Genomic DNA, 17731 nt, shown 5'->3' with positions numbered 1-17731 from the left:
TTATGGTTTAATGGCTATTGTGTTAGGATTACGGTTTGTTCCGATGAGTTGTATATATTCAATCGGTTTTCTTTTAGAAATCCTAAAAGTGTAATATTAAACTCTGTCGCTAGTTCTACGGCCAAACTGGATGGAGCGCCAATAGAAGCAATAATAGAAATTCCCGCCATTGCTGCTTTTTGGATTAACTCAAAACTGGCTCTTCCGCTTAGAAGCAAAATATGTTCATTTAATGGCAGCGATTGATTTGCAAGAGATCTTCCAATCAATTTGTCTAATGCGTTATGCCTTCCAACATCTTCAGTTAAAAGAATCAAATCGCCTTGAGTATTAAAAAGCCCTGAGGCATGAAGACCGCCAGTGGATTCAAAATCGCTTTGAGCAATTCTTAATTTTTCGGGTAATTGATAAAAAACAGATGCATGAATCTGGATCTGCGATCTCATCAAATTTCCAAATGGGCTTACCGTTTTTATAGATTGAATCGAACTTTTTCCGCATACGCCACAACTTGAAGTCGTATAGAAATTTCGATCTGTCTGCATCAAATTTGGAGTAAAACCTTCTTTAAGATCAACCTGAACAATGTTTTGTTTTTGTGACAAGCAATTCATTTTTATTGCAAAAGCATCTTGAATATCTTCAAAAGAAGCAATAATTCCTTCTGTAAACAGAAAACCAATCGCAAGATCAACATCATTGCCAGGAGTTCGCATGGTAACCGAAATGTTCTTTTGAATTCTCTCTGAATTAGGACTGTAAGAAAGCCTGATTTCAAGAGGTTCTTCAACAGAAAGCGTATCTAAAAACGATGAGGTTCCGTTATTTTCTATTCTTTGAACACTTACGTGCTTGATGGAAACTAATTCCGTATAATTTATTTCCATGATATTGTAATTGAAGTTGTTACGTAAATTTAATTAAAAATAGATTCAAAAAATATAATTTCATTCATTAATTGAGAGCATACTATTCGATTTTTAGATTTAATTTTTGAACTATTTATTTCACGATTTCACTCATCAGTTGCAAGAGATCTTCTGCGCCTGCGTTAAATTTTCTACCATTGACAAAAAAAGAAGGTGTGCCATTTACACCGCTTAAAATACCGCTTTCAAAATCGGAATCTACTTTTGCGGCAAGTTCAGATTTTTTAATATCCACATTGAATTGATGTGGGTCTAGCTCCAATTTTTCTACTAATTCTAATAAAAAAGGTTCACTTAGAATTCTCTGATTTTCGTAGATGGCATCATGCATTTCCCAGAACTTTCCCTGCAATGCTGCGGCTTCTGCCGCAATTGCGGCAGGACGGGCGTATTGATGCATTTCTGATAACGGAAAATTTCTAAAAATAAATTTTATCTGTTTGCCGTATTTCGTCATCATTTCTTTAAGAATAGGATAAGCTGCACCGCAATAGGGACATTGATAATCTCCGTATTCTACGATTACTATATCAGCATCTTTTTTTCCTTGTATATGATCAGTTTTACTGACCGATGGTTTTAGTGACATAATTGATTGGTTTTTATAGTTTTTCTAAAGCTTCAAGAATTCCATCTGCTCCTGGGTTTATAGCCATTGGCGAGAGATAACTCCATTGTATAATTCCTTCTTTGTCAATTACAAAAAGGGCACGATTGCATTCACCTTCTTTCTCATTGTATACGCCATATTTTTTTGAAGTGTCTCCTTTTGGTTCAAAATCAGCCAGTAAAGGAAAATGCAGATTTCTTGATTGAGAAAAGGCCATGTGACACCATTTACTATCTACAGAAATACCGAAAATTGTAGCATCATATTTATTGAAATATTTCTGCATTTCGTTGTAAAGTGCCATTTGGTCGCTGCAAACTGGACTCCAGTCGGCAGGATAAAAAGCTAAAATCACGTTTTTTCCTTTAAATTCTGATAAAGTGATTTTTTGATCGGGTGTTGCAAATAAGGTAAAATCTGGCGCAACGTCATTTTTCTTCAACATAAGATTTATTTTTAAGGTTAAAGTCAGTAATCGGCAGTAACAATGCACAAGCAAGTAGTAATAAAGCAGGCAAAATAAGCGTCCAATTTTTGAATAACGGAAGTATAATTGGTACGACAGATGCCCCTAGTAAAAAGCCAATCCATAATAGTAAAAGCCGTATAGCATTGAGTTTATAAAACTTCCGACTGTTTTTATTGCGGGAAAGACTTAACATGGCTGTATTTCTAGCCAGACTATTCAAAGTTCCCGTCACGAAATCGGTATTTATTTTTTGACTTCCAACAGACGTTACAATGGTATTCATAACACCAGTTGAAAATAGAATGATAGGTATCGACAATCCGTTGTTTATCGTATAATAATTGGATGCCATTGTATAGACAATCAATATGCCTGAAACGATATAAAATGGCAGTGTCTGAATTTTGGATTCTCTCCACAACGAAATGCAGGTTCCAGCATATATTCCGAAAACAAAACAGCCAATTACCGTTAAAGACGAAAGAAGTACATTGAGTTTGCCACTGGATAAAGCGATTCCCAATTGTGTGCTGTTTCCGCTTATAAAAGAGACATATACTTTCCATTTCAGGAAACCGGCAGCATCAAGAAAGCCTGCAATAAAGGCTAAAAATATGGCTAGTTTCTCCTGCGATCTAGTTTGTTCAGACGAATCTATGAACTGTGTTTTGGCATCCACAATACTTATGATTACGGTTGAATAAACAGTTTGCTTTTAGGAAATTTTTCAATTTCGCCTTCTTCCAAACCAAAATTCGTTACCACGACATCTTTTGGATTTCCTGCAAGCCATTCGCTTAAATCAATAGACTGATAGGTGCCACTATTAAATCCAATTAAGATTTTACAAACGGTATTTCCAGTATTTTTAATGTAATGTCCTGCACCCATTGGCACATAACCGACATCTCCAGCGTTGAATTGTTCGGTAACGACTGTGCTTTCTGCTAAGAAAACAGACATTTCGGCTTGACCAGAAATATAATATTGCCATTCATCAGCATTGGGATGCCAATGCATTTCTCTTAAAGCGCCTGGCTGTAATTCTATAATAGATCCCGCCATTGTGGTACTGATAGGAAATTCTTTGCTTGTTACCAATCTTTGCAAACCGCCACCTGGAATTATTCTAGGTTGTTGAGAATGCAAGGGATAACGGTGTAAATTGGTCAATTCAATATCTGATTCTTCAGGTCGGGAAGCGGCAGTAAATGATAATTCGTCAGGAACAATCCCGGCTGCAAAATAGGCTTCTTTTTGAGGTAATGCGGCTACTTCTTCCAAAGTAATTCCCAAGTTTTGAGCAACAATTTCTGGTGGCATGCAGGATACAAAATCGGTAACGCTGAAAGTGTGATCTTCGGAAAAATTACCATTATCAAAGATTAGAATAAAATGGCATTCTTCTGTTCCTGTTGCTTGAATTGAATGTCCGTATCCTTTTGGAAAATACCAAACATCGCCTGGTTCAAAATTATCAGTGTAGCTTTTACCATTTGGATGAATAATCGTGGTGCGAACCGTTCCTGAAATAACATAAGCCCATTCTGCTGCATTTGCGTGCCAGTGTAATTCGCGCATACTTCCCGGCTGTAGTCGCATTGAAACTCCTGCGATGCCAATAGAAGCTGGAAAATCTTTTACGGAAGCTCCTCTTGTTGTACCGCCGTCATTGGTGCGTGGTTCTTTTTTTTCTAGTTCGTATTTGAAACTTAATAATTCGGTAGTCATAATAATAGCTTTTTGATGATTAATTGTATTGGTTTTTAATTCTATTGTAAAGCTATTGAAGATATATGCTGAGTATAGTTTGAATTCGTTAAATGGGCAAAATGAGTCGTTGAATTTAGTAAGAGAAACTTTAGGAATAATTTGAAGCTTTCTGATTATAGAGGATTTGTTTCTTTAGAGTTTAAACCAAAAAAATCACTGCAAACTACAGTGATTTTTGATTTTATAATGAGGGAAGTTTTAATTATTTATAAAGCCATTTTTTGATCAGTTTGGTATAATTGGGCATTACAACAAATACCATTAAAAAGACTATGATGCCCGAAATTATTAATCCATCAAAATAATGATTTGACGGTACTTTCAAAAATCTCAAAAAGGGGAGTGCCAATAAAGGAATTAAAAGGGACAATGGATAAATAGCAGACCATGTTACAAGAAATTGTTTCCAGCGAACAGGAACTTTGTTTCCTTCGTTTTTTGCATTAAAAAGAAAATCCAAACCTGATTTTATCTGGTAGTTGTCATTTTTTCTGAATAATGGATTTGCTTTTTTAATGAGCATTTTACGGTCTTCCGATTCCATCCAGTATTTAAGGTTTTCAATAGTGTCAAATCGGATAATAACCGTGTAAACAAACGTTAAATGCAGAATTGGCCGTACGATCTGCAAATCGATAAAACCATTGGAGTGTTTGGTAATGGGAACAATTTCATCCAGCCATTTTTCATATTCCTGTTCTTTTCCATCCAAAATATGGTGCGTAATAACAACAGATGCGCCTTGATTTTCCATATTACTATTTATTTTTGGTTGAGGTTTAAGGTTTATTCGGACTAATTATCGAACTAAAATAATTTTGCCCGTATGACTGCCATCTTCTAATAATCGATGTGCATCAGGAGCTTCGGTGAAAGGAAAGGTTTTAAAAATAATCGGTTTGAATTGTTTTGACTCGATTAATGGCCAGACGTTTTTTTGCACTTCTTTGGCTAGCTGTTTTTTAAAATCATAGTCTCGGCTTCTTAAGGTGCTTCCGGTAATTGTTAAACGTTTAATCATTACTTTCCAAATATCAAGATCTACATGACTGCCGCTTACGGCATTAATATGAACTAATCTGCCTTCGGGTTTTAGGATATTTACATTTTTACTCAGGTAATTACCGCCAATCATATCTAAAATGACATCGACTCCTTCTTCCTGCAAAACGGTTTCAAAATCTTGGGTTTTGTAATTAATATATGATGCAGCGCCAAGATCGAGACATTTTTGACCTTTTTCATCAGATCCTACTGTTACAATTATACGAATGCCAAGAGAATGGGCAATTTGGATTCCCGTAATGCCAATGCCACTGTTGCCGCCGTGAATCAAAAGAGTTTCACCAGATTTTAGGTTTCCTCTCTGAAAAACATTTGACCATACAGTAAAAACCGTTTCAGGCAAACTTGCTGCTTCAGCAAAAGTCAGTCCAGCTGGAATTGGCAGACATTGACCTTCCCGAACGCTTACATATTCTGCATAACCACTGCCAGCGAGAATAGCACAGACTTTATCACCAATTTTTAAATCGGTAACATCTGGTCCGCATTCGACTACAATTCCTGAAACTTCCAAACCTGGAATTTCAGATGAAATTCCAGCTGGTGCAGGATAATTCCCTTCACGCTGGAAGATATCAGAGCGGTTTAAACCTGCTGCTTTAACTTCTATTAATACTTTGTCTCCGCTTACTTCTGGAGTTGGATATTCCTGCAGTTTAAGTACATCTGGAGCTCCAAATTGAGTTATAACTATTGCTTTCATTTGGTTTGCGATTAATGGTTTTTGTTTAATTGTTCTGTTCTTTTCCAAGTGAGTTTATGAATGACCCAACGTGAATTGCTTATAAATGGTTTCTCTGTTTCTAAATGAAGCAATCCATCTTTAAAAAGAACTTTTCTGTTTTGTGTCTCATTTCTCCAATTTTCAAAAAGTGAAACAGACATGGTATGGCTGACTATTTGTTTTTCATCATCAGTTTTGAAGGGACCAGAATAGGCGAGATAAGAGGTACTGTCTTTGGTATCAGAATGTTCAAAATCAGTATTCATTATTTGTGCCGACATATAGCCGTCGCTGTTATAAATAATAATGCCTTTTGGTTTGGTTCCCATCGGATTTGTAATTTTTCCATCCCTTAAAGGTACTTCAATCAATTCAACTAATGTCCAAGAGCCGATTAGTATTTCAAACAAATTATTTTTCATAATACTCAAAATAATAAGAGCGCACATTGGTGCGCTCGATTTCTATACTATTAAAAAGGCTGATTGTATTTTCCAGTTAATGCTTTGTTTTCTATGCTTTTAGCAAAGTTAGGAGTTTCCTCATGATTGTGTGCATCAGAAGCAGCTTGTCTTGAAGCAGCAGCGCCAGCTAGATCTACTCCATGTTCTTTTAAGTATTCAAACATTTCTGGTGTTGCAGTTGCATGAATCTCATTGGTGTAAAGGCAAGTATTTTCATCAATTTTGGTTACTTTAAGTTCCCATAAAACCTGAACTTTAGTACGTCCGTTTTTAGTAATAGAATCTGAGATAGACAGCATACGGCAATAATCTGGACGATGAACTGTTGCCACATAATGCTGTACCATTAAAGCATCGCCAATTGTTTCTACATTAATAGACATAGGTTCGCCTTCATAGGTGCTGGTAATTCCTGCACCAATATGCTGAGTGGAACAACGTTGGTATTCTGCATCAGGAAGATTTAAAAGCCAGTCTGCAATATTTACTTTTTCAATTGGAGCATTAATAACTGCAGTTACTGCTGAATGTGATAATGCGTTTTCTTTGGTTTGGATGATTTCCATGATTTCTTGGTTTTAAATGTTTAACTGAAGTAAATTTACCGCCTTACATTCGTGTAGCATTCCACTATTCATCGAATGGGCAAAAACACTCGTTTAAAGAGCGAAATCAATCGTTTGTTGTTATCATAGATCTGTATTTAATACGTTTCCCGAGGTTGAAACCTCGGGCTATGTTTTAAAATTGGAACGAAAAATCATCTCAATATGGGTAAACATAGCCAGTGGTTTCAACCACTGGGACACAACGATAATTACGCCTGCAATCATTAATGTATGATTATTTAAATGGGCATTTTATACAGCTATATTTTAAAATGAAAAAAAACAAAAAAGACCGCCTTTTACAGACAGTCTTTCAATTGAATAATATATAGTAAGATGGTTTTTCTTGAATTTAAAACGAGCTCTTGTCTTATTTATTTCACAGTGATTCTAAAAAAACTTTAGCTTCTAAGAGAGACGAGTTCAAAATCTTTTCGACATCATTTAAAATTTGATGTAAAGTTGCATTTTGTTCTGTAGCCAATTCAAGAATATCAAGTTTTTCTTCTAAAAGAGGCAATAGTCCCATTATAGCAGCACTTGATTGTAAGTCATGTGCTCTAAGTTTCACCATTTTAAAATCTTGATTTTGATAAGCCGTCATAAGCTGTTCCAAATGTAGTGGCACATTGTCAATAAACTGTTTGGTGACAGTTTGTTCAAACGCTTTATTGCCAGCGCTTACAGATTGCATATACGAAAGATCAATATGTTGAAAAACAGGATCAGATTGTATAACGTTTGTTTCTTCGGAATTTGATTCTTTCAGTCCAAAAGCAGCAATCAGTTTAAAAAGTTCTTCCTCTTTTATAGGTTTTGAAATGTATTCGTTCATTCCTCGGCTCAAACATCTTTCTCTTTCGCCAGGCAGGGCATGTGCCGTCATGGCAATTATGGGAATATCTAGTTTTAAGATTTCTCTAATTTGCTGAACAGCCGTATATCCATCCATTTGAGGCATCTGTAAATCCATTAATACAAGATCACAATCTTTTTTGCTTAAATATTCTACTGCTTCCAAACCGTTAGAAGCCATTTCAAAATCAACATTCCATTGAGAAAGCAAATGTTTCATTAAACTTTGATTGATCGCGTTGTCATCTACAACTAAAACTCTCAAAGCGGTATTTGAGATATCTTTAAAGTGGTTAATATTGGCAATAGGTTTAGAATTGAGCTGTTCTTTAGCAATATCATACGGAATATAAAAGCTAAAGGTTGTTCCTTTTCCTTGTTCACTTTTTACTTCAATATCACCGTTTTGCAATAAAATCAGTTTTTTTACTATTGATAATCCTAGGCCAGTCCCACCGTAATTTCGAGTTGTGGAGTCTTCACCTTGATTGAATCTTTCAAAGACTTCATTTAGCTTTTCTTTATCAATTCCAATTCCCGTGTCCGTAATTTTAAAGCCTACAATGATCTTGTCTTCATGTTGTAGTTTGTTATGGACCTCAATGTTTACAGATCCCTGATGGGTAAATTTTATGGCATTTCCAATGAGGTTTACTAATATTTGAGTTAATCTCGTGGCATCACCAATTAAAGTATCAGGGATCGAAGTATCGACTTTACTGGAGATGGTTAATTTTTTTTCTTTTACACGTTCTGAAAAAAGCGTTTCAACCGAATCCAATAATCCGTTGATGCTGAATATTCCAGGCGTAATACGCATCATTCCAGCCTCAATTTTAGATAAATCGAGTATGTCATTAATAATGGTCATTAAATTTTCGCCCGAACGCTGAATAGAATTCACAAATTCTGCGGAAGTTTCATCCAAAGGCCTTTTTTGTAATAAATTGGTGAAACCTAAAATACCACTAAGCGGCGTTCTGATTTCATGACTCATATTAGCCAGAAAATTTTCTTTGGTCTGAGCGGCGATCGATGCTTTTTTTTCTGCAATATCCAATTCTTTAATCAGAAAATGTTGTCTTCTAAATTGGCGCATAATATGATACCCTATAACGGCACCACTCAAAACTAGTAAAACTAATAAGGAGATGTCGTAAAGTTTTGCTCTTTGACCCATTTCCACACTTAGATTTCGCAACTCTACCATGCGCAATTGACGCTTATGGTAAATCTTTGCTGTAATATCGGTAATCTCATTAGAAATTATTCTGGCTCTAGGATTAGCAATTGAGCTATCATCATCCATATTTCCTAAAGAATCAAAACGATGCAGGAGTTTTCCTTTTGTGACCATTTTATCCTGAGCCAAAACTCTGAGTCTTTGTATTAACTTTTCCTCTTCAGGATCGGCATTATCCACAGAAAGGGAATCGAGAAAATTTCTAATCTGCCTGATCTTTTGATCGATTCCTTCTAAATGTGTAGTGTCATTAGTAGCGATCGAAGCTCGAATTCTGCTTTCGACACCCAAAATATCGCGGTCAATTTCTCTTAAATGATTGCTGGAACGCAATTCGTTTAAAAGGGTATTATTATTTCGTATGAGTTCTTTAGTATTTTGAGCCGAATTAATTTGTACAGCAATCAATAATATACTGCATAAAATAAAACTGCTAATTATAAAATAACTAAAGCGTTTGTTACCCATTACGGTAGACGTATTTATCATAAAATAAGTGTATATGAAATTGTACTATCTTAATTCAATAAGACAGAATTCTAATTTCTCAGCATCGAAAACAAAATGATATTTAAAATACATTCATTCTTGTGTTAAGTGCTTTTCTGTAGGCATCTGCAACAGGAATAAATTTTTTATTAATCATAATACCGCCATCTTGTAAAGTATCGATTTTACCAATAGAAACGATATAGGAACGATGTACTCTAATGAAATCATCTTTTGGCAGTCGTTCTTCAGCAGTTTTCATTTTACCGTGGATGGCAAACATTTTTTCTTTAGTATAAAACTTTACATAATCGCCCATTGCTTCTGCATAAAAAATATCATCCAGTTTTAAGCGTCTTGTAATATTCGAATCTCTGACGAATAAGAATTCTTCTTTGCCAAATTGCACATTTTCTTTTCGGCTTTCAATTATAGACTGCGCTTTACTTACTGCCTGTAAAAATCGGGCAGGAGTAACTGGTTTTAGAATATAATCTGCGATATTCAATTCAAATGCCTCCAGCGCATATTCTTTTTTAGAAGAGGTAAAAATGATGATGATATCTTTCCCTGCGAGATTTTTTGTCAGCTCAATTCCTGTCATCTCAGGCATTTCAATATCCAAAAAAATTAAATCTACCTGATTTTCCTGTAAATGATGATACGCTTCAATGGCGTTAGAATATTCATTTACAACAGTAAGATTCGGAATTTGTTTTGCCAAATGAGATAAAGTAGTTCTTGCAATATCATTGTCATCAACAATTAACGCTTTCATGGTATTTGGTTTTTGGTTTAGACAAATATACTTATTCCTTGTTATTTTATCTAAAGTAAGAGCGTATCATCCATGCCATTTCTTCATGAATTTCTATTAAACCAGTAATAAAATCGCTTGAACCATAATCTTTGTAATCATCGGCAAAAGGAGTAATGTTGCCACGAATAAATTCAATGATGCTTTCATGGTCTTGCAATAGATCTTTCATAAATCCTAAACCATCGTTTGTTCTTTCACTGTATTCTGTAAGATGCGTCAATTCAAGATAGGACTTTAAGGTTGCTGGTGCGTAGTGACCAATTTTGCGCATACGTTCAGCAACGCTGTCAATGATTTCATCTAGTTGTTTGTAATGATTTTCAAAGAAAATGTGATTCGCATGAAAATTATCGCCTGTAACATTCCAGTGTGCATTTCTGGTTTTGGTGTAAAGTACAAATTCATCTGCTAACAGTTTTGCTAATTCATTAGAAACAGCGTTTGTGTTTTTTTCTGTAATACCAATGGTTGCTTTCATAATTTCAAGTTTTTAAGTTATAAGCAGTAATGCTTTGTTTTCTTATGTAAAGGTCTTTAGAAAACTTCTTTAAAAAGTATGATTTTAGGTAAACAGGCAAAATGAATCGTTGAAATGAAGAAGGTGTCCTTTTAAGTAGTTTTTACGTTAAAAAACTCCAGTATTTTTTAATGACAAATTGGAAACATAAATTAATATTAGTGTATTGTATAAGAACAGAATTTATTAAAAAAAATAAATTTGTAATAGAATTTACTATTACTTTTAATTGAAGATTCACAAATTTTATAAAACATGAATTTAGAACAAGAAAAAAAGCTTGCGGCAAAAGAAGCAGTTAAATTACTAACTGATAATATGATTGTGGGATTAGGTACAGGTTCAAGCTCTGTTTATGCAATAAGAGAAATTGCAAAACTTGTCAGCAATGGCCTAAAAATAAAAGCGGTACCAACTTCTAATAAAACTAAAGAACTTGCTGAGGCTTTAAATATTCCTTTGATTGATATTAATTTGATAAATTCAATAGATATTACAATTGATGGAGCAGATGAATTTACCTCTGACTTAATTTTAATCAAAGGCGGTGGGGGTGCATTGCTTAGAGAAAAAATTGTAGCCTCATTAACAAAACAAGAAATTATAATAGTGGATTCATCAAAAGAAGTAAAACAAATAGGAAAATTCAAAGTCCCAATTGAAGTAATTCCATTTGCTTCAAATTATATTTTAAGTCAAATTAAAATATTAAATGGTATTGGAAAAATTAGGATGGCAGGAGATAGACCATTTAAAACAGATCAGGCAAACAATATTATAGATGCTGATTTTGGCATCATTTCTGATCCTGCTTCTTTATCTAAAAAGTTAAATGATATTAATGGAATTGTTGGACATGGAATATTTATCGGTCTGACAAGTAAAGTTATCATGGGAAAAGGAGATTCAACCATAATTTTTGATTAAAGCGGAATTATTCAATTTAATAGTTTTTATGTGAGCTTCTTTTTTACAAAACCGCCTTAGATTTCTGTGCCACTTTTGGAGGGAACTCCAAAACCCTGTTACCACGATTTTACATTGAACTTTACTGAAATGTTGGCAAAGAAAATTTGTTGATTATAATAATGAGAAAATTATGAGGTGTCATTGTTAAAACTTAAAAGTTTAATTTTATCTTTACAATCATATACACACTTCTTACTTGTCATAACAAAATAATCCTTCCTAATTATTTTGGCAAGTTACTGGTTTAAGAAGGTATTTTCGAAAGTCACTTTCATTTACATAAACTTATAATTTCATGTATCAAACTGTAAAATATATTTTGCTGCTTTTTTTAGCATCATTAACTTTAATTTCCTGCAAACAAAAACTGAGCGATAAAATAAAAGTTGGATTTTCTCAGGCTATGACTACAGATGATTGGCGTAAACAAATGAACAGCTCAATGAAAATTGAAGCTTCATTAAGGCCTGAGGTCGATTTAACTATAAAAGACGCCAATAATAATATCGAGAAACAGATAGAAGATATTGAAAGATTCATATCTAATAAAGTTGATGTTATTATTGTCTCTCCAATTCAATCTAAACCTTTGACTGCAGTTGTAGAAAAATCAATAAAGGCAGGAATTCCTGTTCTTGTTGTAGATCGAAAAATTGAGGGAGAAAGCTATACTGCTTATCTTGGAGCTGATAATATCGAAATTGGCAGAATTGCTGCCCGATATATTATCTCTCACAGTAAAGGTTCTGGCAAAATCATTGAAATAACAGGAGCAAACGGTTCTTCACCAGCATATGAACGTAGTCTTGGATTTGATCAGATTATCAAAGAAAATAAGCGTTTTAAGATCGAAAACACTATAAATGGCGATTGGGAAAAAGAGTCAGTCAAAGTGCCTTTAAAAGCAATTCTTTTACAAAATCATGACATCGAATATATTTTTGCTCATAATGATCGTATGGCTTTAAGTGCCTGGGAAACTGCCAAAACTGTTGGTTTAGAAAAGAAAATCAAATTTATTGGTGTTGACGGACTCAATACAGTAAATGGGGGGATAGAATTGGTAAAAAGCGGAGTTTTAGACGGTACAATACTATATCCGACAGGAGGAAATGAAGCGTTGAAATTGGCTTTAAAAATGTACAATAAAGAAGCAATTGCAAAAAATAATATTCTAAATACAATTGTAATAGATAAGAATAATGCTGAAATTATCGAAAATCAAATGGATAAAGTCGATCAACAGCAAACAGTTATTGAGTCACAACAGGGAGCGATAAAGGTTCAGGAAAGAGAATATGCTTCGCAGAATAACTTGGTTCGGTTGCTGAGTTTTTTCTTAGTGATTATTTTGAGTTTGACGATTTATAGTATTTATTCAACTATTTCTATTTCAAGAAAGAAAAAACAGCTTGAAAGAATTAATCAAACCGTAATTGATCAGAATAATGAAATTCAGGAAATGGCTCAAATTGCTCAAAGAAGCAACGACGCAAAATTGAATTTCTTTACTGGACTTTCGCATGAATTTAAAACACCCATAACGCTTATTATGAGTTATGTAGAGTCGTTGATTGAAAATGAAAAAATTAAAGGTACAGCACTGATTGACGAAGTAAAACTAATTCATAAAAACTCAAATCGATTGCTCAGATTAATAAATCAATTGTTGGATTTCAGGAAGATTGAAGAACAAAAATTTGCACTTAGAGCTTCCAATACAAAAATTTACGATTTCACAAATGAAGTCATGGCTAATTTTAAAGGCGAAGCTGCCCGAAGAAATATTGATTTTCAGCTTACTTGCAAAAATAAAAACTTGGAATTGTTTATCGATAGAGGATTGATGGATAAAGTGTATTTCAATTTGCTTTCTAATGCCTTTAAATTTACACCCGATAACGGAAAAATCAGCATTTCAATTATCGACAATCAAGATAATACAGTTAAAATCAGTTTTAAAGATTCTGGAATCGGAATACCCGAAAATGAATTATCTAATGTTTTTAATCCTTTTTTCAGGGCTTCAAATAATAATAAAAACAGTTCGGGAATTGGACTTCATCTCTCAAAAGAGTTTGTGCTCTTACATCGGGGAACGATAGAATTGAAATCAAAACAGGGAAGCGAATTCTTAATTACCTTATTGAAAGGAGTAAGCCATTTACAGCCTTCTGAAATTATAAATAAAGCTGAAAAACTAAATGAAACACCAAGTTTAATTACAGATAATCTTGATATAGAATCTGATTTGAATGAGAAAAATGTAATTTCTGAATCTGAAAAACATACACTTCTGGTTATAGAAGACAATATAGATTTGGTTTCATTTTTAAAAGCTAAATTATCTAATGAATATGTCATTTATACTTCTGACGGAAGCGATGCTATTGAAAAAGCAATGGAAATTGTTCCTGATATTATCATTTGTGACATTAATTTGGTAGATAAAGACGGTTACGAAATCAGTAAAGAATTGAAAAAAGATTTGCGTTCGTCACATATTCCTATTATTATTTTAACAGCACAGAGCAATAAAGAATCAGTTTTAAAAGGATTGCAAAGTGGAGTAGATCAGTATCTAACGAAGCCTTTTAGCCTGTCTATTTTAAAACAATCTATATCAAGTCTGCTTTTCAACAGAGAGAAACTTCGTTATTACTATACTAATAATATATATCGTGTTGAACCTGAGTCGAAATTTGGCAATCAGGAACAATCCTTTATTACCAAAATGAATGACATCATTAAGAAAAACGTCGAAAATCCCAAATTCTCTGTTGAAGATTTAGCTGATAAACTCGGAGTTTCGAGAGTTCAGTTGTATCGAAAAGTAAAAGCAATTATAGGAATTAATATAAGTGACCATATCAATAATGTAAAATTGGAGAAGGCGGCAGAGCTTTTAAAGTCAAATAATATGAATATTTCTGAAATTGCGTACTCACTTGGTTTCTCTTCTCCCAACTATTTTTCTACAGCTTTTAAGAATAAATTTGGAATTTCACCAAAGGAATACAAATCTTCCATTTAATATTGGTTTAAAATTGATGCAATTTAGGTATCAATTTTAAACCTAATGTAACAAAATCGAAACTACAAGGTTTTCGTAAATAAATTTTAAATTATCTAAAGCCTTGTAAATAAGGCTTTTGTTATTTAAATATCAAACTGTCAGTATTTATAGAATTAAATTGTAACATCATTAAAAATAAGTTGTTTTTTTTGCGGATATCTTAGCAACAAGTTTTTAATACATCTACAATGAACAAGATATTGATTTGGTCTGTTACTGCTGCACTGGCAGGTTTTCTATTCGGTTTTGATACCGTAGTTATTTCTGGAGCTGATAAACAGCTACAGCTTCTTTGGCATTCATCTGATGCTTTTCATGGATCTGTTGTTATGGCAATGGCACTTTGGGGAACAGTTGTAGGTGCCATTTTTGGTGGAATTCCAACCAATAAAATAGGTCGTAAAAAAACACTGTTCTGGATAGGAATTTTATACTTTCTTTCTGCTATTGGTGCTGCTTTTGCAAATGATCCATTTGTATTTGCTGCTTTCAGATTTATTGGAGGCTTGGGTGTTGGGGCTTCAACTATTGCAGCGCCGGCCTATGTTTCCGAAATTGCTCCGGCTGACAAACGCGGACGTTTAGTAGCGCTGTATCAGTTTAATATTGTACTTGGAATTTTAATTGCATTTATCTCCAACTACTTTTTAAAAGATATTGGAGAAAATGCCTGGCGTTGGATGATAGGAGTGCAGGCTATTCCTTCTTTTATTTACATTCTTTTTATACTTACAATTCCAGAGAGCCCAAGATGGTTATTATCTAAAAACCGAGATGAAGAGGCTCGTAAAGTTCTGTTTCAAATTGATCCGTCTGCTGACCTAAAAGACATCATGGATGATTCCAGAGAAAATGGTGTTACAAAACATGAAAATATCTTCATGAAGAAATACCGTTTTCCGTTAGTATTGGCTTTTTTAATTGCATTCTTTAACCAATTTTCGGGAATCAATGCCTTTTTATATTATGCGCCAAGAATTTTTGAAGAAGCAGGTTTAGGACAAAATACAGCTTTATTAAGTAGTATCGGAATCGGAATTACGAATCTTATATTCACTTTAATCGGCGTAGCATTAATTGACAAATTAGGAAGAAAGTTGTTAATGTACATTGGTTCTGTGGGATATATTATTTCTTTAGGATTGGTTTCTGCTGCCTTTTATTTCAATTGGGGAGGCTTATCTGTACCTATTTTCCTTTTCTTATTTATTGCTTCTCACGCCATTGGCCAAGGGGCAGTTATCTGGGTTTTTATTTCCGAAATTTTTCCAAATCACATTCGGGCTTCTGGACAGGCATTTGGGAGTTCAGTACATTGGGTTTTGGCAGCAATTATCCCATCTTTAATTCCGATGCTATTTTCAGAAATTGGCCCGGAAGTAGTATTCTTAATTTTTACATTGATGATGGTGCTGCAATTACTGTTCGTAATTTTTCTGATGCCAGAAACCAAAGGAGTTTCTTTAGAAGTATTAAGTGAAAATCTAACCAAAAAAAATATCAAAAAAAATGAGATCAAAGAAACATCTACCGCTGGCATTTTATAGTGCGATACTCCTCTCAGTAGGGGGACTTAAACCGTATTCGGCTGTTGCGCAAACAACTGCTGTTTCAGTATCAGCATCTTCAGAGGAGCAAATGTACCGTCCTAATTTTCATTTTACTCCAAAAAAAGGCTGGATGAACGATCCTAACGGAATGTTCTATGCAGATGGAAAATATCATTTATTCTACCAGCACTTTCCTGATGGAAATAAATGGGGACCGATGCATTGGGGACATGCCGTTAGTAAAGATCTCATTAAATGGGAAGAGTTGCCTATCGCGATTTACCCGGATAAGAATAAATATATTTTTTCAGGAAGTGCTGTTGTAGATTCAAACAATACTTCGGGTTTAGGAACGGAGAAAACGGCTCCAATTGTAGCAATTTATACGCTGCATGATATGACAAAAGAAAAAGAAAATAAAATTGATGTCGAGCAGCAGGACATTGCTTTTTCGAATGACAATGGTTTTACATGGCAGAAATTTGAGGAAGGAAATCCTGTCATAAAAAACCCTGGAATTCGAGATTTTCGTGACCCGAAAGTAACTTGGGATGAAACGAATAAGCAATGGATTATGGTTTTAGCAGCACAGGACCGTTCTCAATTTTATAAATCCAAAGACTTAAAAAACTGGGAATATTTATCTGATTTCGGAAAAAATATTGGGGCACATGGAGGTGTTTGGGAATGTCCAGATTTTTTTGAAATAAAAGTACAAGGGTCAAATGAAACCAAATGGGTTTTAATTCAGAGCTTAAATCCAGGAGGTGTAAATGGAGGTTCCGGAACGCAATATTTTATTGGAGATTTTGATGGAACTACTTTTACATTAGACCCAAATTTTGCCAAAAGAGTAGAACAGGAAAAGGCTGTTTGGATAGATTATGGGAAAGACAATTATGCTGGTGTAACTTGGAATAATGTTCCAAGTGCTGACGGACGTCGATTATTTATCGGCTGGATGTCTAATTGGGAGTACGCGCAAGATGTTCCAACATTTGCATGGAGAAGCAGCACTACAATTGCCCGCGAAATTCAGTTGATAAAAAAAGGAAATGCTTATAGTCTGATCAGTAATCCGGTAAAAGAAATCAATAAATATGTTTCTAAATCTATAAAAAAGAAAAACCTAAAAGGAAAAGGCAATCTTTCGATTTCCGGATCAGGGAAAATTGATTTAACTAAGGCAATTATTGATTTTAAGCTGAAAAACATAAAACAAGACACGTACACTTTTACGCTTTCAAATGAAAAAGGTGAGTCTTTGACTTTCGGAATCAATAATTCAGATCATTATTTATTTGTAGATCGTTCGAAGTCTGGAAAAAATGATTTCTCTGAAAAGTTTGCAGCAACGATCACAAAAGCAGCTTTAAACGGGAATCAAAAAGAAGGTGTTTTTAAAATTATTTTAGATAAAACCTCTATTGAAATATTTTACAACAATGGCGAAAAAGTTATAACAGAAATCTTTTTCACAAACCAGCCATTTACATCTCTATCAGTTTCTTCAAAGGAGGAAATTGAATTGAATAACCTCGTAATTAACCAATTAAATATAAACTAACTA

Annotated in this window: 16 protein-coding genes; 4 read left to right on the top strand and 12 right to left on the bottom strand. The window is 34.0% G+C overall.

Annotated elements, in window-relative coordinates:
- Positions 1-14: 14 nt before the first annotated feature.
- The 12 genes from fdhD to EV145_RS04610 all read right to left on the bottom strand — a co-directional run bounded on the left by fdhD (position 15) and on the right by EV145_RS04610 (position 10527).
- On the bottom strand, positions 15-887 hold the full coding sequence (fdhD, locus tag EV145_RS04665; RefSeq protein WP_133524057.1) for a formate dehydrogenase accessory sulfurtransferase FdhD: 873 nt from the start codon (positions 885-887) through the stop codon (positions 15-17).
- 115 nt (positions 888-1002) lie between these two features.
- Positions 1003-1518 carry a DsbA family protein gene (locus EV145_RS04660; RefSeq protein ID WP_133524056.1) on the bottom strand — a complete coding sequence of 172 codons (516 nt, stop codon included), beginning with the start codon at positions 1516-1518 and terminating at the stop codon, positions 1003-1005.
- A gap of 13 nt (positions 1519-1531) precedes the next feature.
- A complete protein-coding gene (locus EV145_RS04655) occupies positions 1532-1984 on the bottom strand; it encodes a redoxin domain-containing protein (RefSeq protein WP_133524055.1) in 453 nt (150 codons plus the stop codon).
- Positions 1968-2687 carry a YoaK family protein gene (locus tag EV145_RS04650; RefSeq protein ID WP_166638406.1) on the bottom strand — a complete coding sequence of 240 codons (720 nt, stop codon included), beginning with the start codon at positions 2685-2687 and terminating at the stop codon, positions 1968-1970. The genes EV145_RS04655 and EV145_RS04650 overlap by 17 nt, the downstream gene beginning before the upstream one ends.
- 11 nt (positions 2688-2698) lie before the next feature.
- Positions 2699-3739, bottom strand: coding sequence for a cupin domain-containing protein (locus EV145_RS04645; RefSeq protein WP_208110891.1), 1041 nt, complete (start codon positions 3737-3739; stop codon positions 2699-2701).
- Positions 3740-3983: 244 nt separating this feature from the next.
- Positions 3984-4535 carry an antibiotic biosynthesis monooxygenase gene (locus EV145_RS04640; RefSeq protein WP_133524052.1) on the bottom strand — a complete coding sequence of 184 codons (552 nt, stop codon included), beginning with the start codon at positions 4533-4535 and terminating at the stop codon, positions 3984-3986.
- A gap of 45 nt (positions 4536-4580) precedes the next feature.
- Positions 4581-5549: an NAD(P)H-quinone oxidoreductase gene (locus EV145_RS04635; protein WP_133524051.1), complete on the bottom strand. Its 969-nt coding sequence runs from the start codon at positions 5547-5549 to the stop codon at positions 4581-4583.
- Positions 5550-5560: 11 nt separating this feature from the next.
- Positions 5561-5992: a lipocalin-like domain-containing protein gene (locus tag EV145_RS04630; protein ID WP_166638405.1), complete on the bottom strand. Its 432-nt coding sequence runs from the start codon at positions 5990-5992 to the stop codon at positions 5561-5563.
- Between the two features lie 50 nt (positions 5993-6042).
- A complete protein-coding gene (locus tag EV145_RS04625) occupies positions 6043-6600 on the bottom strand; it encodes a hypothetical protein (protein ID WP_111289319.1) in 558 nt (185 codons plus the stop codon).
- A gap of 421 nt (positions 6601-7021) precedes the next feature.
- Positions 7022-9229, bottom strand: coding sequence for a hybrid sensor histidine kinase/response regulator (locus EV145_RS04620; RefSeq protein WP_133524049.1), 2208 nt, complete (start codon positions 9227-9229; stop codon positions 7022-7024).
- 82 nt (positions 9230-9311) lie between these two features.
- The gene (locus tag EV145_RS04615; RefSeq protein WP_133524048.1) at positions 9312-10007 is read right to left on the bottom strand and encodes a LytR/AlgR family response regulator transcription factor; all 696 of its coding nucleotides are present in this window, start codon (positions 10005-10007) and stop codon (positions 9312-9314) included.
- A gap of 46 nt (positions 10008-10053) precedes the next feature.
- On the bottom strand, positions 10054-10527 hold the full coding sequence (locus EV145_RS04610; protein ID WP_133524047.1) for a Dps family protein: 474 nt from the start codon (positions 10525-10527) through the stop codon (positions 10054-10056).
- A gap of 294 nt (positions 10528-10821) precedes the next feature.
- Between EV145_RS04610 and rpiA the strand changes: the two genes are divergently transcribed.
- The 4 genes from rpiA (at position 10822) to EV145_RS04590 (ending at position 17728) form a co-directional block, all read left to right on the top strand.
- Positions 10822-11493, top strand: coding sequence for a ribose-5-phosphate isomerase RpiA (rpiA, locus tag EV145_RS04605; RefSeq protein ID WP_133524046.1), 672 nt, complete (start codon positions 10822-10824; stop codon positions 11491-11493).
- A 337-nt stretch (positions 11494-11830) separates the two neighbouring features.
- Complete coding sequence (locus EV145_RS04600) at positions 11831-14569, top strand: substrate-binding domain-containing protein (RefSeq protein WP_133524045.1); 2739 nt, start codon at positions 11831-11833, stop codon at positions 14567-14569.
- A 230-nt stretch (positions 14570-14799) separates the two neighbouring features.
- Positions 14800-16158, top strand: coding sequence for a sugar porter family MFS transporter (locus EV145_RS04595; RefSeq protein ID WP_035644095.1), 1359 nt, complete (start codon positions 14800-14802; stop codon positions 16156-16158).
- Positions 16121-17728 carry a glycoside hydrolase family 32 protein gene (locus EV145_RS04590; protein WP_133524044.1) on the top strand — a complete coding sequence of 536 codons (1608 nt, stop codon included), beginning with the start codon at positions 16121-16123 and terminating at the stop codon, positions 17726-17728. Before EV145_RS04595 ends, EV145_RS04590 begins: the two co-directional genes overlap by 38 nt.
- Positions 17729-17731 lie beyond the last annotated feature (3 nt).

Origin of the sequence: Flavobacterium sp. 245 (assembly GCF_004362055.1) — a bacterium.
Lineage (GTDB): Bacteria > Bacteroidota > Bacteroidia > Flavobacteriales > Flavobacteriaceae > Flavobacterium.
The sequence above is the reverse complement of the archived record's forward strand: the minus strand, read 5'-3'. Positions and strand labels throughout refer to the sequence as shown.